19 protein-coding genes and 1 pseudogene are annotated in these 18,964 nt (G+C 74.3%); 14 read left to right on the plus strand and 6 right to left on the minus strand.

The window, feature by feature from the left end; translation table 11 throughout:
* Positions 1-67 precede the first annotated feature (67 nt).
* Positions 68-1,285, plus strand: coding sequence for a glycosyltransferase (locus tag AB0F71_RS29100; protein WP_360240193.1), 1,218 nt, complete (start codon positions 68-70; stop codon positions 1,283-1,285).
* 86 nt (positions 1,286-1,371) lie between these two features.
* Here AB0F71_RS29100 and AB0F71_RS29105 read toward each other — a convergent pair whose 3' ends face one another.
* Positions 1,372-2,286, minus strand: a complete 915-nt coding sequence (locus AB0F71_RS29105; protein ID WP_360240196.1) for a hypothetical protein — start codon at positions 2,284-2,286, stop codon at positions 1,372-1,374.
* Positions 2,283-2,815: pseudogene (locus tag AB0F71_RS29110) on the minus strand (SigE family RNA polymerase sigma factor). The gene AB0F71_RS29105 and the pseudogene AB0F71_RS29110 overlap by 4 nt, the downstream one beginning before the upstream one ends.
* Positions 2,816-2,964: 149 nt before the next feature.
* On the opposite strand from AB0F71_RS29110, the gene AB0F71_RS29115 reads away from it, so the two are divergent.
* The 10 genes from AB0F71_RS29115 (at position 2,965) to AB0F71_RS29160 (ending at position 11,865) form a co-directional block, all read left to right on the plus strand.
* Positions 2,965-3,732 carry an alpha/beta hydrolase gene (locus tag AB0F71_RS29115; RefSeq protein ID WP_360240199.1) on the plus strand — a complete coding sequence of 256 codons (768 nt, stop codon included), beginning with the start codon at positions 2,965-2,967 and terminating at the stop codon, positions 3,730-3,732.
* A gap of 109 nt (positions 3,733-3,841) precedes the next feature.
* Complete coding sequence (locus AB0F71_RS29120) at positions 3,842-4,654, plus strand: alpha/beta hydrolase (protein WP_360240202.1); 813 nt, start codon at positions 3,842-3,844, stop codon at positions 4,652-4,654.
* Positions 4,655-5,131: 477 nt separating this feature from the next.
* Positions 5,132-6,028 (plus strand): urea transporter, encoded by an 897-nt coding sequence (locus tag AB0F71_RS29125; protein WP_360240364.1) that lies wholly within the window; start codon positions 5,132-5,134, stop codon positions 6,026-6,028.
* 98 nt (positions 6,029-6,126) lie between these two features.
* The gene (locus AB0F71_RS29130) at positions 6,127-6,432 is read left to right on the plus strand and encodes an urease subunit gamma (protein ID WP_188310190.1); all 306 of its coding nucleotides are present in this window, start codon (positions 6,127-6,129) and stop codon (positions 6,430-6,432) included.
* A gap of 3 nt (positions 6,433-6,435) precedes the next feature.
* On the plus strand, positions 6,436-7,338 hold the full coding sequence (locus AB0F71_RS29135) for a cobalamin biosynthesis protein CbiX (protein WP_360240205.1): 903 nt from the start codon (positions 6,436-6,438) through the stop codon (positions 7,336-7,338).
* Positions 7,339-7,361: 23 nt separating this feature from the next.
* A complete protein-coding gene (locus AB0F71_RS29140) occupies positions 7,362-7,805 on the plus strand; it encodes an urease subunit beta (RefSeq protein ID WP_360240208.1) in 444 nt (147 codons plus the stop codon).
* Positions 7,805-9,529 (plus strand): urease subunit alpha, encoded by a 1,725-nt coding sequence (gene ureC, locus AB0F71_RS29145; RefSeq protein ID WP_360240211.1) that lies wholly within the window; start codon positions 7,805-7,807, stop codon positions 9,527-9,529. The genes AB0F71_RS29140 and ureC overlap by 1 nt, the downstream gene beginning before the upstream one ends.
* Complete coding sequence (locus AB0F71_RS29150; protein WP_360240214.1) at positions 9,526-10,257, plus strand: urease accessory UreF family protein; 732 nt, start codon at positions 9,526-9,528, stop codon at positions 10,255-10,257. The genes ureC and AB0F71_RS29150 overlap by 4 nt, the downstream gene beginning before the upstream one ends.
* Positions 10,258-10,282: 25 nt before the next feature.
* Positions 10,283-10,903: an urease accessory protein UreG gene (gene ureG, locus AB0F71_RS29155; protein WP_360240217.1), complete on the plus strand. Its 621-nt coding sequence runs from the start codon at positions 10,283-10,285 to the stop codon at positions 10,901-10,903.
* Positions 10,900-11,865 carry an urease accessory protein UreD gene (locus tag AB0F71_RS29160; protein ID WP_360240220.1) on the plus strand — a complete coding sequence of 322 codons (966 nt, stop codon included), beginning with the start codon at positions 10,900-10,902 and terminating at the stop codon, positions 11,863-11,865. Before ureG ends, AB0F71_RS29160 begins: the two co-directional genes overlap by 4 nt.
* Positions 11,866-11,928: 63 nt before the next feature.
* Here the strand turns inward: AB0F71_RS29160 and AB0F71_RS29165 are convergent, their stop codons facing one another.
* From AB0F71_RS29165 to AB0F71_RS29175, 3 genes are read right to left on the minus strand one after another with little or no spacing between them, the layout of a single operon-like run.
* On the minus strand, positions 11,929-12,375 hold the full coding sequence (locus AB0F71_RS29165; RefSeq protein ID WP_360240222.1) for a protein phosphatase: 447 nt from the start codon (positions 12,373-12,375) through the stop codon (positions 11,929-11,931).
* A gap of 42 nt (positions 12,376-12,417) precedes the next feature.
* Entirely contained in the window at positions 12,418-13,257 is an 840-nt protein-coding gene (locus AB0F71_RS29170) for an SDR family NAD(P)-dependent oxidoreductase (RefSeq protein ID WP_360240225.1), read from the minus strand.
* Positions 13,258-13,294: 37 nt separating this feature from the next.
* On the minus strand, positions 13,295-14,659 hold the full coding sequence (locus AB0F71_RS29175) for a LuxR C-terminal-related transcriptional regulator (protein ID WP_360240228.1): 1,365 nt from the start codon (positions 14,657-14,659) through the stop codon (positions 13,295-13,297).
* A 217-nt stretch (positions 14,660-14,876) separates the two neighbouring features.
* On the opposite strand from AB0F71_RS29175, the gene AB0F71_RS29180 reads away from it, so the two are divergent.
* The 3 genes from AB0F71_RS29180 (at position 14,877) to AB0F71_RS29190 (ending at position 17,685) form a co-directional block, all read left to right on the plus strand.
* Positions 14,877-15,803: an NADP-dependent oxidoreductase gene (locus tag AB0F71_RS29180; RefSeq protein ID WP_360240231.1), complete on the plus strand. Its 927-nt coding sequence runs from the start codon at positions 14,877-14,879 to the stop codon at positions 15,801-15,803.
* 163 nt (positions 15,804-15,966) lie between these two features.
* Positions 15,967-16,743, plus strand: a complete 777-nt coding sequence (locus tag AB0F71_RS29185; protein WP_360240234.1) for an SDR family oxidoreductase — start codon at positions 15,967-15,969, stop codon at positions 16,741-16,743.
* A gap of 165 nt (positions 16,744-16,908) precedes the next feature.
* Entirely contained in the window at positions 16,909-17,685 is a 777-nt protein-coding gene (locus AB0F71_RS29190) for a GNAT family N-acetyltransferase (RefSeq protein ID WP_360240237.1), read from the plus strand.
* Between the two features lie 72 nt (positions 17,686-17,757).
* On the opposite strand, the gene AB0F71_RS29195 is transcribed toward AB0F71_RS29190, so the two are convergent.
* Positions 17,758-18,855: a PP2C family protein-serine/threonine phosphatase gene (locus tag AB0F71_RS29195; RefSeq protein WP_360240240.1), complete on the minus strand. Its 1,098-nt coding sequence runs from the start codon at positions 18,853-18,855 to the stop codon at positions 17,758-17,760.
* Positions 18,856-18,964: the final 109 nt, after the last annotated feature.

The raw sequence follows: 18,964 nt of genomic DNA on the forward strand, positions 1-18,964 counted from the left end.
CCCGGTCGTGCCGCAGAATCTCCAACTCCAGGGCGGGGCCCCTGGGGAGAACGGGAGGCATGTCAGGATGCGAGTGGTGCTGTCCACCTATGGTTCGCGCGGTGACGTCCAGCCGCTGGCGGGACTCGCGGTGAAACTGCGGGAACTCGGCGTGCCGGTGCGGGTGTGCGCGCCGCCGGACGAGGAGTTCGCCCGGCGGCTGGCCGTCGACGGGGTCGAGCTGGTGCCGGTCGGGCCGGCCGTGAAGGCGGCCGTGCGGGCGGCCGTGAAGGGGGCGCCGCCCGCGCCCGGGGACTTCCCCCGCCGGGTGGCCACGATGGTCGGGCAGTTCCATGAGGCCGTCGCGGCGACCGCCGGGCCGGGGGACACGGTTGTGGCCACCGGGCTCTTCCCGGCGGTGGCCGGCGCCCAGGCGGCGGCCGAGACGGTCGGCGCCCGCTTCCGCTACGTCGCCCTCCAGCCGACCATGCTGCCCTCCCCGCACCACCCGCCGTTCGAGTACCCGGGCCACCCGTACCTGCCGGGGGTGACGGACAACCGGGAGCTGTGGCAGGACAACATCCGCACCATGAACGCGCTGTTCCGTGAGCCGGTCAACGCCCATCGTGCCTCGGTGGGCCTGCCCGCCGTGGACAATGTGCGCGACCACGTCCTCACCGACAGCCCCTGGCTGGCCACCGACCAACTCCTGGGCCCGTGGCCGGAGTTCGCCGGGAGCACGGTCGTCCGGACAGGGGCCTGGCTGCTGCCCGACCACCGCCCGCTGCCCGCCGGGCTGGCCGCCTTCCTGGACGCCGGCGAGGCCCCGGTGTACGTGGGCTTCGGCAGCATGCCCATGGGCGGCGCCCCCGACGCGGCACGCGACGCGGTGACGGCCGCGCGGGCCCTGGGGCGGCGGGTGGTGCTCGCCCGGGGCTGGGCGGAGCTGGCCCTCGCCGACGGCGGGGGCGACTGCTTCGCCGTCGGCGAGGTCAACCAGCAGGCGCTGTTCCCCCGGATCGCCGCCGCCGTCCACCACGGTGGCGCGGGCACCACCACTGCGGCCGCCCTGGCCGGGGCCCCGCAGGTGGTGGTCCCGCAGATGGTCGACCAGCCCTACTGGGCGGGCCGCGTCGCCGAGTTGGGGATCGGCGTGGCCCACGAGGGCGCCGTCCCCACCGTCGATTCGCTGACCGACGCGCTCCGGGCGGCGCTGGCCCCGAAGGTCGCCGCACGGGCGACGGCGCTCGCACGCGAGGTCCGCACGGACGGGGCCGAGGTGGCGGCGAAGCTGCTGCTGGCCTGACGACGCCGGGCGGGACCAGGAGTTCAGGACGCCGGGAGTTCAGGACGCCGGGACGGAAGGACGCCGGGACGGCAGGACGCCACGACTCAGGAGGTCAGGAACTGCGACCCCGAGTCCGGGACCTTGGCGCCGTTCCGGTCGAAGTACTCCCACAGCTTGGCCGTCTTGCCCGCCGGCCGGGCCACCACGACCTCGCGCAGCGGCAGGTCACCCACGGTGACGATGGTCGGCTCGGTGACGCTCCCGTCCTTCCAGGTGACCTTCACCCGGGCGATGTCCGGGCCGAGGCCAAGCGCGACGATGTCGCCCGGCGCCACGGTGTCGCCCTTGCCGCGGGCGCCCTGCAGGCCGCCGCCGATGTACCTGCCGTCGCGGGGGTCGAGCTTGCCGGGGGCGGGGGTGATGCCTTCGGAGTCGTGGCTCTGCCGGACCCCGTCGACCGTGAAGTAGGTGTTGATGACGTCGGAGTCGGCGTTGTAGTACCGGTCGACGTACTCCGGGGTGGGCTTGCTCACCGCCGTGTCGTACGGGCTGCGCTCCTGCCACACGGCGAGGGCCTGCTCGTACGCCCGGTCCTTGGGCGCCGTCGGCCACACCGCCCGCCACAGCTTCCACTCCTTGCCGTCCGCCGTGGTGCCCTGCCCGATCACCACCCGGAGCGGGGTGAACGGGTCCCGTGCGGCCGGGGTGGTGGGCGTGCCCGCCGTGGGGGTCGGCGGGCCGCCGGTGCCGGTGCCGTGGCCGGTACCCGCGGCGACCAGCGGCTGGGAGGCGGCCGGGGCCGGCCGCAGCTGGCTGATCGCCCCGCCCGCCAGCAGCACCGCCGAGGCCAGTGCCACGGCGCCGACCGCCGTCCGGCGGCGGCGCCGGATCCGCCGACCGCCCGCCACGATGTCCGCCACCGGCACCGGTCCGATCCGCGCGGTCGAGGCCGCCTCGGCCAGGCCCAGCCCGACCCACAGATCGGCGTCCTTGCCCGCTCCCGGGTTCTCCATGGTCATACCGCCCCTCCGATCTCAGTCCTGTCCATCGGTTCCACCAGCGCCGGGACCTGCCGCAGCTTCCCGATGCCCTTCGCCGCGTGGCTGCGCACCGCGCCCACCGAGCAGCCCATCGCCAGTGCCGTCTGGCTGTCGCTCAGGTCCTCCCAGTAGCGCAGCACCACCGCCTCGCGCTGGCGCGGCGGTAGGGTGGCGAGCGCGGCCAGCAGCGCGCCGCGCTGGTCGGAGCGGGCGAAGCCGTCCTCCCGTCCCGCCGCGTCCGGCACCGCGTCGACCAGCAGCTCCGGCGGCCGGCGGCGCCAGCGACGGGCGTGCTGGTTCACCAGGATCCGCCGCACGTAGGCGTACGGATCGTCGGCCCGGCGCACCTTCGACCAGGCCGCGCAGGCCTGTTCCGCCGCCGACTGCACCAGGTCCTCGGCCGCGTACTGCTCGCGGCCAGCAGAAACGCCGTCCGCACCAGCCGTGGCCAGGCCGCGACGACGAACGTCTGGAACTCCTCGTCCCGTGCGCTCTTCGGTTCTCCCATGAGCACCTCCTCACCCACCAAGAGCCCACGCGGGGTCGGAAGCGCTTACTCCCCGGCGAAACGGTTCCCCGGAGAAACGGTTCGCCGGAGAAACGGTTCGCCGGAGAAACGGTTCGCGGCCCACCCTTCCCACGGCTACCATCCGCCGCATGATCCTCTCTCACGACGATTCAGGTGCCGGACCGGCCGTTCTGCTGCTGCACTCCGCGGTGTGCGACCGGCGGATGTGGGACGGGCAGTGGCAGGCCCTGCTCGACGCCGGCCACCGTGTCGTCCGCTGCGACTTCCGCGGCTTCGGCGACACCCCGCTCGCCGACGGGCCGTACGCCGCCGCCGCCGACGTGCTCGCCCTGCTCGACCACCTGGGCATCGAGTCCACCGCGGTGGTCGGCGCCTCGTACGGCGGGCGGACGGCACTGACGGTGGCGGCGCTGCGCCCGCAGGCGGTCACGGCCCTGGCCCTGCTCGGCGCGGGCCGGCCGGGCCACCAGCCCTCCGAGGCCCTGCGGGCCTTCGGGGCCGAGGAGGAGGCGCTGGTGGAGGCGGACGACATCGACGGCGCCGTCGAGCTCAACGTCCGTACCTGGCTGGGCCCGGAGGCCGACGAGGAGACCCGCGCGTTCGTCCGCCGGATGCAGCGCCACAACTTCGAGGTGCAGTGGGAGGCGACGGGCGGGCCGGAGCAGGAGGAGACCGACCTCGCCCGGATCACCGCCCCGACCCTGGCCGTCGCGGGCGCCCACGACCTGCCGGACTACCGTGCGATAGCCGCCGAGCTGCCCGGCCTGCTGCCGAACTCCCGGTACGTCCGCCACCTCGAACTGCCCTGGGCCGGCCACCTGCCGAGCCTGGAGCGCCCGGCGGAGGTGACGGCACTGCTGACGGACTTCCTGCGGGAGGCCTCGACGGGTCGGTAGCGGCGCGGTCGTGCGTGTGCGGCGGTGAGGGCCGGGGCGGCTCCGGTGAGTATCGGCCAGGGGGCGGAAAGGCCGGACTCGAACGGGTGTCGGGGGCCATCATGGACAGGTGCACTTCACCTCGGAGACCAGCTCGGACGGCGTCCTGGAACGCCGTTTCGTCCTCGACGGCGTGCCCGGCGTGCTCTGGCAGCCGGACGGCTCCGGTCCCGACGGCCCGCCCGGCCGGGGCGGCCCCGACGGCCCGCCCGGCCACGACGGCCCGTCCGGCCCCGGCGGGCGACCGCTGGTGCTGCTCGGGCACGGGGGCGGGCAGGACCGGTGGGGGCCGCGGGAGCGGGCGCTGCGCTGCGCGCGGCGGTACGGGTGGGCGTCGGTGGCGATCGACGCGCCCGGGCACGGCGAGCGGGCGCGCACCGCGCAGGACGAGCGGTTCGCCACCGAGATCGGGCAGTTGCTGGCGGCCGGGCGTCCGGTCAGCGCGTGGGTGGCGCGGCACACGGCGGCGCTCGCGGAGCGGGCCGTGCCGGAGTGGCGGGCGGTGCTGGACGCCCTGGCGGGCGCGGCGGGGGAGGGCCTGGGGCCGGTCGGCTACTGGGGGTTGTCGCTCGGCACGGTGATCGGTGTCCCGCTCGCGGCGGCCGAACCCCGCATCGTGGCCGCGGTGTTCGGCCTGGCGGGGAACGCCGCGCTGGCGGAGGCGGCCGGGCGGGTGACCGTGCCGGTGGAGTTCGTCCTCCAGTGGGACGACGAACTCCAGCCGCGCGAGGGCGCGTTGGCGTTGTACGGGGCGCTGGGTTCGCGGGAGAAGACGCTGTACGCCAATCCCGGGGGCCATCTGGCGGTGCCCGGGTTCGAGGCGGCGGCCTCGGAGGGCTTCCTGCTGCGCCACCTCGGCGGCGGGGCACCGGCGACGGCCTGATCGGAACCGTGTGCGCCGACGCCCCGATCCGACCACACTTCCGTCACATCCGCCCGGCGTTTCACAGCATTCTCACAGTTTTCGCTGTCCGTATTGCCGGGATCAGCAGAATTTGTCAAGAACTACTTGGCATGGTCATATTCTGGTGTTTGTCGAGGGCGAGTAAAACTTCGCAAAGAATTGCGCCCTCCGGCCACTCCGCCGGGCGTTGATTTCAACAGAATGTTGCAGCTCAGCGGCCCTGTCGTCACCCACCGTCGACTTGGCGTGACCCATTGCGCCCATCCCGCTCCGCAATCCGCAGGAGTACGGTTCCCCAACGAATCGCCGAACGGGCTCCCGAGCAATCTCCCGAGCCCCCTCGGCCGTACCGGGGAATTGGTGCGCCGTATGGGTCTGCAGAAGGGTGGGGAAGGAGTCCCGGAAGGGGCTCGGCCGGCTGTCCGTCCGATATCCGTCAAGTTTGTCGTCGAAGTCCTGCGCGGTGTCGCCCAGGTCAATTTCATGCCGTCCGCCGTGTGCGGACTCCTCTTCGTCGTCGCACTGTTCGCCGCGGGCCGGCAGTACGGCCTCTACGGCCTGCTGGGCAGCGCCGTCTCCACCGCCGCCGGGTACGGCCTCCGGCTGCGGCGGGACACCGTCGAGGCGGGACTGGCCGGGTACAACGGGTGCCTGGTGGCGCTCGCCTGCGCGGTGTTCCTCGACCCGGGCCACCCGGCCACGGTCGTGGTCGCGGTGCTCGGTGCGGTGGTCGCCGTAGTGGTGACCGCCGGGCTCGGGGCGCTGCTGGAGGGGCGCGGACTGCCCGCGCTGACTGCGCCGTTCTGCCTGGTCGCGACCGCCGTCACGGTGGCCGCGCCCAGGTTCCGGCGGCTGCGGCCGGAGGGTGGCGGCCCGGCCGCGCCGCCCGTACCGGCCACCGACGGCACCGGTCTGAGCTGGGAACAGCTCTGGCAGGGGTTCTTCGCCAACATCGGCCAGGTCTTCCTCATGCCCCAGTGGTACGTCGGCCTGCTGTTCCTGGCCGGGCTGTTCGCGGCCGGCCGGCTCGCCGGGCTGATGGCCTGCGTCGGCAGCGCCACCGGACTGCTCACCGCCTGGGCGTCAGGGGCGCCGGCCAGGGCCGTCGGGCAGGGGCTGCTCGGCTACAGCGGCGTGCTGGTGGCACTGGCGCTGTGCGGGGTGTTCGTCGCCCCGGACGGCTGGAGCGCGGCCTACGCCGCGCTCGGCGCGGCGGCCGCCACCGTCCTGACCCCGGCGCTCGACGCGGTCACCGCGCCGTTCGGCGGCCACGCCTTAACGTGGCCGTTCGTCCTGACCACCCTGCTGTTCCTGGCGGCGGTGCCGGCGATTCCCCGGCTGCGTCGGATCTGAACCCGTAGTCGCCCTAACCTGATATTCCGTCGGCCAACTCCCCTGCAATTCCCATGACTTGCATTTCGTCGGATTCTCGGAAAGGAGAAGTGGTTCCGATGAACCTCTCCCCGCGTGAGATGGACAAGCTCTACATCTACGTCGTGGCCGATCTGGCCCGCAAACGCCGCGACCGCGGCGTCAAGCTCAACTACAGCGAGGCCTGCGCGCTGATCAGCGAGGCCATCATGGAGGGGGCCCGGGACGGCCGTACCGTCGCCGAGTGCATGGAGATCGGCAAGCAGGTCGTCAGCAACGCCGAGGTCATGCCCGGCGTCCGCGAGATGCTGCCGCTGCTCCAGGTCGAGGCCGCCTTCCTGGACGGCACCAAGCTGGTCTCCTGTCACGACCCGGTCGGTGCCTGACCCATGACCGCACCACAGCCCGCCACGGTCGTCCTCGCGGGCGGGCACGAGAGCGACGGCGGCCGCGACCTGGCCGCCCTGGTCGGGCACGGGCAGGGCCATAGCGGGCAGGGCCACCCCGCGCACGGGTACGCCGTACACGGGTACGCCGTGCACGCGGCGGCCGCCGCCGGGCGTCCACTCGCCGAAGCCGTCCGGTCCGCCCTGGCGGCCGGGGACGGGCCGGTGTGCGTCGTCCCGATGACCCTCGGCCGCGACCCGAAGCTGATCGCCGACACCGCCCGCGCCCTGCGCTGGCTCGCCGCCGGCGAGGGCCGCGGACGGCTCGCGCTCACCCCACCCTTCGGCGCCGCCGAGCACCTGATCGGCTGGCTGCGCGCCGCCGCGGGCGCGGCCGACGACGGGGACGCCGTCCTGGTCACCGCCCCGGCGGCCGGGCCCTTCGAGGACGCCGAACTGTTCCGGATCGCCCGGCTGGTCCGCCAGTACGGGCGCCACCACCGGGTCGAGGTCGCCTTCACGGGCGGCGACCCCGACCCGGCCGAGGGCGTCGAACGCTGCCGGCTGCTCGGCGCCGCGCGGGTCACGGCCGTCCCGGCCTCCTTCGGACCGGCCCTGCCCGTCGGCCCGATCCCCGCCCTGACCGGGGAGGACGTCCGGGACGGCGGCCCGCTGCTGCGCCCGTCCGCGATCGCCGGCGTGGTCGCGGCCCGCACGGCGGCGGCGCTGCACCTGCTGGGCCACGGCGAGGACGGCATCCTGGCCGGCCTCGACGCCGAGCACGGACACGGCTACGCCCACAGCCACGGCCCGGGCGGCCCGCACCACGACCACGGGCACCACGACCACGGGCACCACCCCCACCCCCACGCACCAGCATCTGCACCTGCACACACCCCCCACTGAACGGGCAGAGAGGAAGGCCAGCCATGTCCGGTGGCGCCGCATACCTGTACGGCGACGACCCGGTGGAGATCAACGCCGGCCGAGCCAAGGCCACGATCACGGTCAGCAACACGGGCGACCGCGCGATCCAGGTCGGTTCCCACTACCACTTCTTCGAGGCCAACCGCGCCCTCGACTTCGACCGCAACGCCGCCTTCGGCAAGCACCTCGACATCCCGTCCGGCACCGCCGTCCGCTTCGAGCCGGGCGACACCAAGGACGTCACCCTGGCCGAGTTCGGCGGGCACCGCCGACTGGTCGGTTTCAGCAACCTGGTGGACGGCGGCACCACCGCGCGCGACACCCGTGCCCGGGCCATCGACCGGGCCATCGCCCGCGGCTTCAAGGGCACCACCCTCGACCTCAAGGACGACGACCTGCACGGCAGGGACTTCCACACCCGGACCCACTCGGAGGGCGACCGCTGATGGCCATGCTGTCCCGCAAGCAGTACACCGACCTCTTCGGCCCCACCGTCGGTGACCGCTTCCACCTGGCCGACACCAACCTCGTGGTCGAGGTCGAACAGGACTTCAACCAGGGCCACTACGGCGACGAGGCCGTCTACGGCGGCGGCAAGGGCATCCGCGACGGCATGGCCCAGGACCCGGCCGCCACCTCGGTGCAGGGCGCGCTCGACCTGGTGATCACCAACGTCGTCGTGCTGGACCCGGTGCTCGGCGTGGTCAAGGGCGACATCGGCGTCAAGGACGGCTTCATCACCGCCGTCGGCAAGGCCGGCAACCCGCACACCCAGAGCGGGGTGCACCCCAAGCTGGTGATCGGCCCCGGCACCGAGGTGATCTCCGGCGAGCACCTGATCGCCACCGCCGGCGGCGTCGACACCCACATCCACTTCATCGCCCCGCAGCAGGCCCAGGAGGCGCTGAGCAACGGCATCACCACCCTGATCGGCGGCGGCACCGGCCCCTCCGACGGCACCAACGGCACCACCTGTACCCCCGGCCCGTGGAACATCGGGCGGATGTACCAGGCGGTCGAGGACCTCCCGGTCAACGTCGGCCTGCTCGGCAAGGGCAACGGCTCGCTGCCGGGCGCGCTGCGCGAGCAGGTCGAGGCCGGGGTGTGCGGGCTCAAGGTGCACGAGGACTGGGGCAGCACCCCGGCGGCCATCGACAGCGCGCTGCGCGTCGCCGACGAGTACGACGTGCAGGTGGCCATCCACACCGACACCCTCAACGAGTCCGGCTTCTTCGAGGACACCCTGTCCGCGATCGACGGCCGCACCATCCACACCTTCCACACCGAGGGCGCGGGCGGCGGCCACGCCCCCGACATCATGCGGATCGCCGGCGAGCCCAACGTGCTGCCGTCCTCCACCAACCCGACCCTGCCCTACACCGTCAACTCGGTGGACGAGCTGCTCGACATGGTGATGGTCTGCCACCACCTCAGCCACGACATCCCCGAGGACGTCTCCTTCGCCGACTCCCGGGTGCGCGCCGAGACCATCGCCGCCGAGACCGTGCTGCACGACGAGGGCGTCATCTCGATCTTCTCCTCCGACTCGCAGGCCATGGGCCGGATCGGGGAGTCCTTCACCCGCGCCTTCCAGACCGCCCACCACTGCAAGGCGCAGCGCGGCAAGCTGGCCGGCGACAGCGAGCGCAACGACAACTTCCGGGTGCTGCGCTACCTCGCCAAGCTCACCATCAACCCGGCCATCGCCTCCGGCACCGCCGAGCACATCGGTTCGCTGGAGCCCGGCAAGCTCGCCGACATCGTGCTGTGGCCGATCAACTCCTTCGGTGCCAAGCCCAAGCTGGTCATCAAGGGCGGCCTCATCAACTGGGCGCTGATGGGCGACCCCAACGCCTCGCTGCCCACCCCGCAGCCGGTCTACTACCGGCCCATGTACGGGGCGTTCGGGCGGGCCAAGCAGGCCACCCGGATCACCTTCATGTCCCAGGCCGCCGTCGACCTCGGGGTGCCGGCCCGGCTGGGGCTGGACAGCCGGGTACTGCCGGTGCGGCACTGCCGCTCGGTCGGCAAGCAGCACATGGTGCGCAACGACGCGCTGCCGAAGATCGCGGTCGACCCGGAGACGTACAAGGTCACCCTGGACGGCGAGCCCGCGACCATCGAGCCGGCCCGCGAACTGCCGCTCAACCACCTGTTCTACCTCGCGTGAGCGGCACCGATCCAGGGCCCGCCGACGCGGGCCCTGCCGACGCGGGGCTGGACGCCCTGCTGGTCAGCCTCCAGCTGACCGACTCCGCCTTCCCCAGCGGCTTCTACACCCTCTCGCACGGACTGGAGGGCTACGCCCAGGCCAAGGCCGTCACCGCCGACACCATGCCCGGGCTGCTCACCGACCTGCTGCGGCACAGCGTCGGACCGGCCGACGCCACGGCGCTCGCCCTGGCCCACCGGGCCGCCACCGCCGGGGACTGGGAGCTGCTCGCCGAGATCGACCGGCGGCTGCACGCCACCAAGCTCAACCGCGAGCTGCGGCTGGCCGCGACCCGCACCGGGCGCCAACTCCTGGACATCGCACGGGAGTCGGTGGGCGGCGAGCCGCTGGAGCGGTACGCCGCCCTGGTGGCCGACAAGCGTGCCCCCGGCTGCCAGGCGGTGGCCGCCGGGGTCGCCCACGCCTCGGCCGCCGTCCCGGTCCACCAGGCCGTCGCCAGCGACCTGTTCGCCTTCTGCACCAGCTTCGTCGGCGCCGCGCTGCGGCTGCGGCTGACCGACCACCGCAAGGCGCAGGTGGTGCTGCGGTCCGCCGCCCCGGTCATCCGCGAGGTGGTGGCGGACGCGCTGGTACGGGAGTTGGCGGACCTCGGCGGCTGCGTGCCGGTCGCGGACGCGATGTCCGGACGGCACGAACGGGCCGAGGCCCGGCTCTTCGCGAGCTGAACACACCTACGAACGGAGGGACACCATGACCGAGAACGTGCTCCGGGTGGGCATCGGCGGCCCGGTCGGCTCCGGCAAGACGGCGCTCATCGAGGCGCTGGTGCCGGTGCTGATCGAGCGCGGCCACCGCCCGGCGGTCATCACCAACGACATCTACACCCAGGAGGACGCCCAGCACGTCCGTCGCACCCTCGCCGGAGTGCTCGACCCGGAGCGGGTGGTCGGCGTCGAGACCGGCGCCTGCCCGCACACCGCCGTGCGCGACGACCCGACCATGAACCTGGCCGCCGGGGCCGAGATGCTGGAGCGCTTCCCCGACGTCGACACCCTGCTGTACGAGTCCGGCGGCGACAACCTGACCCTGACGTTCAGCCCGGTGCTGGTCGACCTCTTCCTGTTCGTCCTCGACACCGCCGAGGGCGAGAAGATGCCCCGCAAGCGCGGCCCGGGCATCACCGAGTCGGAGCTGCTGGTCATCAACAAGATCGACATCGCCCAGTACGTGCGCGCCGACCTCGGCGTCATGGAGTCCGACGCCCGGCGGGTCCGCGAGGGCGGGCCGGTGGTGCTCACCAACTGCCTGACGGGGGAGGGGCTGGAGGAGATCGCGACCTTCCTGGAGACCTTCCGCAAGGTCCCGGCATGACGGTGGCTGCGCGCGCGCCCGAGGGGGAACGGCCGGTGCCCCGGCTCGACCCCCGGCACTACGAGCCGGCCCGGGTCCCGCACCTGGTCCGGCGGCACGCCGGGACGCCCGACACCCTCGCGGTCGGGCGCCCCGGCAAGGTCGGGCTGCTGGAGCTGGCCTTCGAGCGGATCGGCGGGCGCACCGAACTCACCGGCCACTACCAGAAGTCGCCGCTGCAGATCATGCGCCCGCTGTACTTCGACCCGGCCCGCCCCGACCTCGCCGTCACCCTGCTGATGTCCACCGGCGGCGGCATCCTCCAGGCCGACCGGCTGCGCACCGACATCCGCTGCGGGGCCGACACGGCGGTCCACCTGACCACCCAGGCGGCCACCAAGGTCTACCGGATGGAGTACGACTACGCGACGCAGCTGGTCAATCTGGAGGCCGGGCCCGGCGCCTACGTGGAGTACCTGCCCGAGCCGGTGATCCCCTTCGTCGACTCGCGCCTCTACCAGCGCACGGTGCTCACCGTGGACCCGGGGGCGACCGTCCTGGCCGGGGAGACCGTCCTCGCCGGCCGCCTCGCCCGGGGCGAGCGCAACGCCTACCAGGTCTTCGCCTCCGACCTCGAAGTGCGGCGCCCCGACGGCGAGTTGGTGGCCCTGGACACCGTCCGGCTGGAGCCCGCCGGGGCCGGTGTCACCGGCCCCGCCGTACTCGGCGGCCACGACGTGATGTCCAGCCTCTACGTGCTCAGCCCGCTCGCGCCCGCCGCCCGGATCGCCGACGCGCTGCACGAGGCCCTGGCCGACCGCGGCCTGCTGTACGGGGTCAGCGTGCTGCCGCAGGACAGCGGGGCCTGGCTGCGGCTGCTCGACTCCGACACCCGCGCCTGCGCCGCCGCGCTGCGGGCCTCGTGGGACGCCGTCCGGCGGCTGCTGATCGGGGTGCCGGCACCGGAGCTGCGGAAGACCTGACGGGGTCGGGAGTCCTGAGGGGGTCCTGGCGGGGCCCGCGCACCTGAGGGCCGCTCAGTCGGTCTAGGGCCGGGCCCAGCGCTCCACGAACTTCCGCTGCCAGGGCGTCTCCACGGCGTGCCGGCTGTAGTGCTCCCGCACGTACCCGACCGCCTCCGCCGCCGGCACGCCGTCCAGGACGGCGATGCAGGCCAGGGCCGTGCCGGTGCGCCCGCGGCCGCCCGCGCAGGCGAGTTCGACCCGCTCGCCGGTGCAGCGCTCCCAGGCCTCCCGGAAGGCGTCGGCGGCGTCCGCGCGGTCGGCGGGCAGCCGGAAGTCGGGCCAGCGCACCCAGCGGCTCTCCCAGGGGAGCGGCTTCGGTTCGCGCCCGAGGAGGTAGATCCCGAAGTCGGGGTGCGGGCCGGGCGGCAGCGGGTTGCGGACGCCGCGCCCGCGCAGCAGCCGCCCGGAGGGCAGGCGCAGCACGCCCGGGGCGTCGTGGGCCCAACTCGTGTGTGGGTGCTCGGTCATGTCGCTGGTGTCGCCTTTCAGCCGGGGCCTCGCGATGGCCTTTCAGACGTCGGCGTGCCCGACGAGCTCCAGGCAGCGCTCCCACAGCTCGGCCCGGGCCCGCAGGTCGTACGCCTGGCGGTTGGCGCGGGCCTCGCGCAGCCGGTCGTAGTAGCGGCCGGTGATGCCGGCCAGGGCCGGGTCGGTGACCAGCCGGTGGGTGGCGGTCACGCCGTCCTCCAGGCTGTCGATGCTGTGGCCGATCTCCCGGAGCACCATCTTGGTGGGCATGTACGTCGACGGGTGGAGGCTGTTGACGGTCACCTCGGCGGCCGGCACCCGGGCGGCGAGCTCCATGCCGCAGGCGATCTGGGCGAGCTTGCTGCGGCAGTACGCGCTGGTGCCGTTGTAGCCGCGCTCCAGCATGAGGTCGTCGAAGTCGATCTCCTGCTGTCCGGCGGAGGCGACGTTGACGATCCGGGCCGGGGCACTGGCGCGCAGCAGCGGCAGCAGTTCGAGGCTGAGCAGGAAGCCGGCCAAGTGGTTCACGGCGAAGCGCAGTTCGTGGCCGTCGGCGCTGGTGCGGCGGGTGCGGCCGTCGGGTTCGCCGGCGCCGATGCCCGCGTTGTTGACGAGGACGTGCAGCCGGCCGGTGGTGGCACGGACCTCGGCCGCGAGGGCGCGGACCTGGTCCAGCTCGGCGAGGTCGGCGAGCAGGGTGGCCGGGCGGGCGGTCCCGTGGGCCTCGGCCACCTCCCGGGCGGTGCGGTCGAGCCGGTCCCGGTCGCGGCCGTGCAGCAGGAGGGTGGCGCCCTCGGCGGCCAGGCGGTGGGCCAGGGCGCGGCCGAGCCCGTCGGTGGAGCCGGTGATGAGGACGGTCCGCGGCGGGGTGGGCGTGGTCATCGGGACTCCTGTCAACGGGTGTGGCGGCGGATCCGGTTCAGGATGCCACGTGCAGCCGCGCGCCGCCGGGCATCCCGGCGCGGTGGGCGAGGGCGGCCGCCTCGCCGCGCGAGCCGACGCCCAACTTGGCCAGGATGTTGGCGACGTGGAACTTCACCGTGGACTCGCTGATGTGCAGCTCCGCGGCGATGTCCCGGTTGCGGCGGCCCTGGGCGAGCTGGTCGAGCACCTCCAGTTCGCGCGGCTGGAGCCCGTCCAGCGGGTCGGTGACGGCGGTCGGCGAGGGCAGGCCGAGCGGCAGCTCGACCGTCACGGTGGTGCCCCAGTTGGGGACGGACTCGACCTGGTAGCGGCCGCCGAGGGCGGTGATCCGGTCGGCGGTGCGGTGGACGGTGAGGGCGTCGGCGGCGAGCAGCCCGAGGCCGTCGTCGCGTACCACGGCGCGCAGCGCGCCGTCCGCCGTGAACTGCCAACTCAGGTGCAGCCGACCGGGCTTCTCCTGCTCCACCATCAGCATGACGGCGCACTGCACGGCGGCCCGGGCGGCCCGGGCGGTGTCCGCGGGGATGGACCGGGTGGCGTCGGACGGCGGCGCGAGGTCGAGCCGGACCCCGGTGTGCCGCAGCAGCGGGCGCAGTTCGCGGGCGAGCCGGGCGAAGGCGGCGTCGGCGGGCTCCTCGCTGAGCACGCGGTCCAGGTCGGCGGCCCGGCGCAGGTCGAGCAGGGCGGTAACGGCCAGGTCGGTGGCGGCCCGGCGGGCGGCGCGATCGTCCAGGTCGGCCGAGCGCAGCGGCGCCAGGACTGCGGTCAGGGCGGCGCTGTGGGTGCCGGTGAACTCGGCGATGGTCCGGGCCCGGGTGGCGGCTGCGGTACGGGAGATCGCCGCCTGGCTGGGCGCGGCGTCGGTGGCGCGGTGCTCGGAGTGGGCGATCACCAGCTCGCACACCTGCTGGAGGACGGCGAGCGCGCCGGCCGGCACCGGCGCGGCGTCGCTCCGGACCAGGACCAGCAGCACCTCCTTGTCGTCGGCCGGTGCGGCGACCACCACCACCGGCCTGGTCCGGCCCGCCAGTTCGGCCTCGCCCTGCCAGGGACGGCCGGCCGAGGTGCTCCCGGCGGCCCGCTCGGCGAGCCGGGCCAGCTCAAGCCCGGAGAGGCTGCCGACCAGCTCGCGCGGGCCGTGGGCGTTGGCGGGGGAGTAGGTGCAGACGCTGCTGAGGTGGGCGATCGCGGTGTGCGGGACGAGCGTGCGGACCACCTCCGACAGCCGCGGCACCACCTCGGGCCGGGGCGCGCGCAGCACTTCGACGGCCCGCGCCAGCGCGTCCTCGGGGCGGCCCCAGTGCTCCCGCCAGGCCTCGGCGGGGCCGGGGGCGTCCACCGTGCCCGTGCCTGCGTGCATCCCTGAGTGCATCCCTGCGTCCACGCCTTCGTGCGGGTCCATGCCTGCGTCCATGCCCTTCACCCTAGTTCCGGGGCCGCCCTCGGCCGCCCCTCCGTTCGGCCAGGTCGAACTGTCCGAACGGCCGGCCGGAGCCCTGCGGCCGGCGCCGCAGGATGGATCCGTCGGAACGAACAACTCCCGGACGGACAACGCCCGGACGAACCGAGGATCTTCCATGACCAAGGCCATCGCTTTCCCCCGGTACGGCGGCACGGACGTGCTGCGCCCGATCGAGCTCGAACTGCCCGCCCCCGGGCCCGGCCAGGTGCGGGTCGCGGTCCGCGCGGCGGGCGTCAACCCGCTGGACCACAAGGTGCGCAGCGGCGCGCTGGACGGCTTCTTCCCGGTCAGCTTCCCCGCCGTGCCCGGTTACGAGGTCGCCGGGGTGGTGGAGGCGGTCGGCGCGGAGGTGACCGGCTTCGCCCCCGGTGACGAGGTGTTCGGCGCCCTGATGGGCGGCGGCTACGCCGAGCACGCGCTGCTCGACGCCGACCAACTGGCGCTCAAGCCAGCCACGCTGAGCTGGGAGGAGGCCGCGGCGATCCCGGTCGCCGCCGAGACCTCCGAGCGGGCCCTCGGCGTGCTGGGCGTGCGGCCCGGCGAGACGCTGCTGGTGCACGGCGCGGCGGGCGGGGTCGGCACCCTGCTGCTCCAGTTCGCCCGGGCCCGCGGCATCACCGTGGTCGGCACCGCGAGCGAGGCCAACCACGCGTACCTGCGCGAGCTGGGCGCCGTCCCGGTGACCTACGGCGAGGGCCTGGCCGAGCGGGTGCGGGCGGCGGCGCCGGGCGGGATCGACCGGGTGCTGGACGCGGCCGGGAAGGGGGTGCTGCCGCTCTCCGTCGAGCTGGTGGGCAGCGCCGAGCGGGTGCTGACGATCGCCGACATGGCGGGCTCGCAGGAGCACGGCGTCCGCTTCTCCGGCGGCGCCGAGGACGGCGAGTCGTACTACGGGCGCGCCTTCGCGAGTGCCCTCGCCCTGCACCGGGCGGGCACCCTGCGGCTGCCGCTGCACCGGGTGCTCCCGCTGGCGGAGGCGGCGCAGGCGCACCGGATCAGCGAGGGCGGGCACGTGCGGGGGAAGATCGTCCTCACGGTCTGAGCGCTGCGGGGCCGTTCCGGGCCGTTTTCGCAGGGCCGCCCGCGCAGGGCCGGTCCGTCCTCCCCGGTCCGTCCTTGCCGGTCCGTCCGGTCCCGGACCGACGCGTCAGGACCCGTCGGGCGGAAGCCCGGCCCCGCGCCGCCGCGCTCGGTAGAGTCCCGCCATGGTGACTCTGAACGCGGCGGGGCGGCTGGCCGGCCGTTCCTGCGTGGTGACCGGCGCGGCCAGCGGCATCGGCCGGGCCGTCGCGGAACGCTTCGTCCGGGAGGGCGCGTCGGTGGTGGCCACCGACCTGGACGCCGAGGGGCTGGGCCGGTTGGCCGGGCGGTTCCCGGAGGCCGTCAGCACGGTGGTCGGTGACGTGTCCGTCGACGGGGACGCCCGCCGGATGGTGGCGGCGGCCGTCGAACGGCACGGGCGGATCGACGTGCTGGTGGCCAACGCCGGGGTGATCCCGCTGATGGAGATCACCGAGGCGAGCGCCGAGGACTGGGACCGGGTGATGGCCGTCGACGGCCGTGGCATGTTCCTCACCTGCAAGTACGCGATCGAGGCGATGCTCGCCCAGGAACGGCCCGGCGGCTCGATCGTCTGCCTGTCCTCCATCTCGGGCGAGGCCGGCCAGCGCGGCCAGGCGGTGTACGGGCCCGCCAAGTTCGTCGCCTCCGGGCTGACCAAGCACCTCGCCGTCGAATGGGCGGACCGCGGCATCCGGGTCAACGCCGTCGCCCCCGGCACCATCGGCACCGAACGGGTCGCCCGGCTGCGGGACGAGCCCGGCGGGCCCGAGTACCTGGCGGCGATCGAGAAGCTGCACCCGATGGGCCGCCTCGGCGACCCGGCCGAAGTCGCCGCCGCCGTCCTCTTCCTCGCCTCCGAGGAGGCCTCCTTCATCACCGGGGCCGTCCTGCCGGTCGACGGCGGCTACCTGGCGCAGTAACGGGCGGGGCGTACGGCCGATCAGTCGTCGTTCGCCGTTCCGACGTCCCGGACCCGGACAGGGAGGGGCGGGAGCCCTCCGTCCTGCCCCGTGCCTACGGGGGCGTTCGTGGGCGAATCGTAAAAGGGGTGGCGCCCGTGCGTTGCGTCGTGCTGGGGTGGTCGGATGGATCATGATCACGTACTCGCCCTGTTCGACCAGCGGATCCGGCGCGACGCGCGGCCGGACGGCCCCGGCGTCCGCGTGGAGCGCGACGGCGCCGTGGTGCGCGTGGTGGGCGGCGAGCACGCCTGGAACTGCATCGTCTGGTCCGGTCTGGACGAGGCCGGGGCGGACGCCGCGATCGCCGCCCAGGTCGCCCACTTCACCGGGCTGGGCCTGGAGTTCGAGTGGAAGACCTACGCCCACGACCGCCCCGCCGACCTCGGCCGGCGGCTGCTCGCGGCCGGGTTCACCGCCGAACCCGACGAGGCGCTGATGATCGCCCGGATCGCGGACCTGCCCGCCGACGCGGCACTGCCCGAGGGCGTCCGGCTGGAGCCGGTGACCGACGAGGCCGGGGTGGACCTCATGGTGGCCGCCCACGAGCTGGCCTTCGAGAAGGAGTTCCCGGCCCTGCGCGAGCGCCTGCTCGACCACCTCCGGAACAACTCGGAGACGCTGCTCATGGTCGTCGCGATGGCCGGCGACCAGCCGGTGAGTTCCGCCCGGATGGAGCTCACCCCGGGCACCGGCTTCGCCGGCCTGTGGGGCGGCGGCACCGTCCCCGGCTGGCGCGGCCGCGGCATCTACCGCGCCCTGGTCGCCCATCGCGCCCGCCTCGCCGCCGAACTCGGCTACGAGTACCTCCAGGTCGACGCGAGCGACCAGAGCCGCCCCATCCTGGAGCGGCTCGGCTTCGCCCAGCTCAGCACCACCACGCCGTACGTGTACCAGCCGTAGCGGCTCGGGGCGCCGTAGCGGGTCGGGCCCGGCCGTGACCGCCCTCGGGTTCCGGGGATCGTCGGACCGGGCCTACGGGAGCCGCTCGACCATCACCATCGCCGCGTCGTCGTCCAGCCGGCGGCCGACGTGCGCCAGCAGGTCGCGGCGCAGGCGGCTCAGCAGGACGCCGGGGCGATCGGCCTGCCAGGCGGTGACCCGCTCGGTCAGCGGGTAGAAGCGGCGCTGGGTGTCCCGGGCCTCGATCACCCCGTCGGTGTAGATCAGCAGCCGGTCGCCGGGGCGGAACGGGAAGGTCTGCACCTCGTACGAGACCGGGGCGAGCTCGCCGAGCCCGAGCGGCGGCGCGGGGTTGCGGCTGGTGAGCGTGGTGACTCCGTCGGGGCGCAGCAGCAGCGGGGGCGGGTGGCCGCAGTCGATCAGCTGGACGGGCGAGCCGTCGTCGGGGATGTCGATCAGCACGGCGGTGATGAAGGACTCGCCGCCCTCGTCCGGCGCCTCCTCGGCCGGGCGCTGCTGGTGCCGGGAACGTTCGGCCCGCCGGGCCTCGGCGAGCTGGGCGAGGTCCCAGCAGACGCTGCCGTCCAGGTACTCGGCCAGGTCCGGCAGGTCGGCGTGCAGGTGGGCGGCGGCGCGGAAGGCGCCGAGCAGCAGGGCCGCGTCGCCGAGCGAGGACAGCCCCTTGCCGCGGACGTCGCCGACCAGCAGCCGGGTGCCGTTGGTGGTCCGGGCGGCCGCGTACAGGTCGCCGCCGACCTGGGCCTCGGCCTCGGCGGCCAGGTAGAAGGAGGCCAGGTGCAGCGGTCCGATCCGCTCCGGCAGCGGGCGCAGCAGTACCCGCTGGGCGGCCTCGGAGACCGAGCGCACCCGGGCGAGCTCGCGTTCGTGCCGGTTGCGCAGCACCCGCAGGCCGACGATCAGCGCCGAGACGACCACCTGCGCGCTCAGCTGGGTCTCGATGTTGGCGCTGGTCAGGCCGTCCCGGACGGAGCCGATGACGGTGAGCGCGGCGAGGGCCAGCAGGGCGACCCCGGCGGTGGCCCGCGGGCCGGCGATGGAGGCGGTGAGGGCCGGGGCGACGATCAGCAGCGGGCCGAGGTGGATCCCCGGCGGGGAGAGGATGTCGACGACGGTGATCACGACGATCAGTGCGAGCGGCAGCGCCGTCATCACTCGTCGGTCGGGCCGCCAGGAGCGGCGGCGGGCGCGCGGACGGGGGTCATCGGGACGCTGCCGGAGGGGCACCTCTCCTCTGTACACCGTGGGGGCGGTGGGGCGC

The sequence above is a fragment of the Kitasatospora sp. NPDC028055 genome (assembly GCF_040637885.1).
Taxonomy (GTDB): Bacteria; Actinomycetota; Actinomycetes; order Streptomycetales; family Streptomycetaceae; genus Kitasatospora.

Bases quoted from the DNA above. Each gene is read 5' to 3' on its own strand.
- AB0F71_RS29100 (WP_360240193.1), top strand. From the start codon at position 68: ATGCGAGTGGTGCTGTCCACCTATGGTTCGCGCGGTGACGTCCAGCCG.
- AB0F71_RS29105 (WP_360240196.1), bottom strand. From the start codon at position 2,286: ATGACCATGGAGAACCCGGGAGCGGGCAAGGACGCCGATCTGTGGGTC.
- AB0F71_RS29115 (WP_360240199.1), top strand. From the start codon at position 2,965: ATGATCCTCTCTCACGACGATTCAGGTGCCGGACCGGCCGTTCTGCTG.
- AB0F71_RS29130 (WP_188310190.1), top strand. From the start codon at position 6,127: ATGAACCTCTCCCCGCGTGAGATGGACAAGCTCTACATCTACGTCGTG.
- AB0F71_RS29135 (WP_360240205.1), top strand. From the start codon at position 6,436: ATGACCGCACCACAGCCCGCCACGGTCGTCCTCGCGGGCGGGCACGAG.
- AB0F71_RS29140 (WP_360240208.1), top strand. From the start codon at position 7,362: ATGTCCGGTGGCGCCGCATACCTGTACGGCGACGACCCGGTGGAGATC.
- ureC (WP_360240211.1), top strand. From the start codon at position 7,805: ATGGCCATGCTGTCCCGCAAGCAGTACACCGACCTCTTCGGCCCCACC.
- ureG (WP_360240217.1), top strand. From the start codon at position 10,283: ATGACCGAGAACGTGCTCCGGGTGGGCATCGGCGGCCCGGTCGGCTCC.
- AB0F71_RS29160 (WP_360240220.1), top strand. From the start codon at position 10,900: ATGACGGTGGCTGCGCGCGCGCCCGAGGGGGAACGGCCGGTGCCCCGG.
- AB0F71_RS29165 (WP_360240222.1), bottom strand. From the start codon at position 12,375: ATGACCGAGCACCCACACACGAGTTGGGCCCACGACGCCCCGGGCGTG.
- AB0F71_RS29170 (WP_360240225.1), bottom strand. From the start codon at position 13,257: ATGACCACGCCCACCCCGCCGCGGACCGTCCTCATCACCGGCTCCACC.
- AB0F71_RS29175 (WP_360240228.1), bottom strand. From the start codon at position 14,659: ATGCACGCAGGCACGGGCACGGTGGACGCCCCCGGCCCCGCCGAGGCC.
- AB0F71_RS29180 (WP_360240231.1), top strand. From the start codon at position 14,877: ATGACCAAGGCCATCGCTTTCCCCCGGTACGGCGGCACGGACGTGCTG.
- AB0F71_RS29185 (WP_360240234.1), top strand. From the start codon at position 15,967: ATGGTGACTCTGAACGCGGCGGGGCGGCTGGCCGGCCGTTCCTGCGTG.
- AB0F71_RS29190 (WP_360240237.1), top strand. From the start codon at position 16,909: ATGGATCATGATCACGTACTCGCCCTGTTCGACCAGCGGATCCGGCGC.
- AB0F71_RS29195 (WP_360240240.1), bottom strand. From the start codon at position 18,855: ATGACGGCGCTGCCGCTCGCACTGATCGTCGTGATCACCGTCGTCGAC.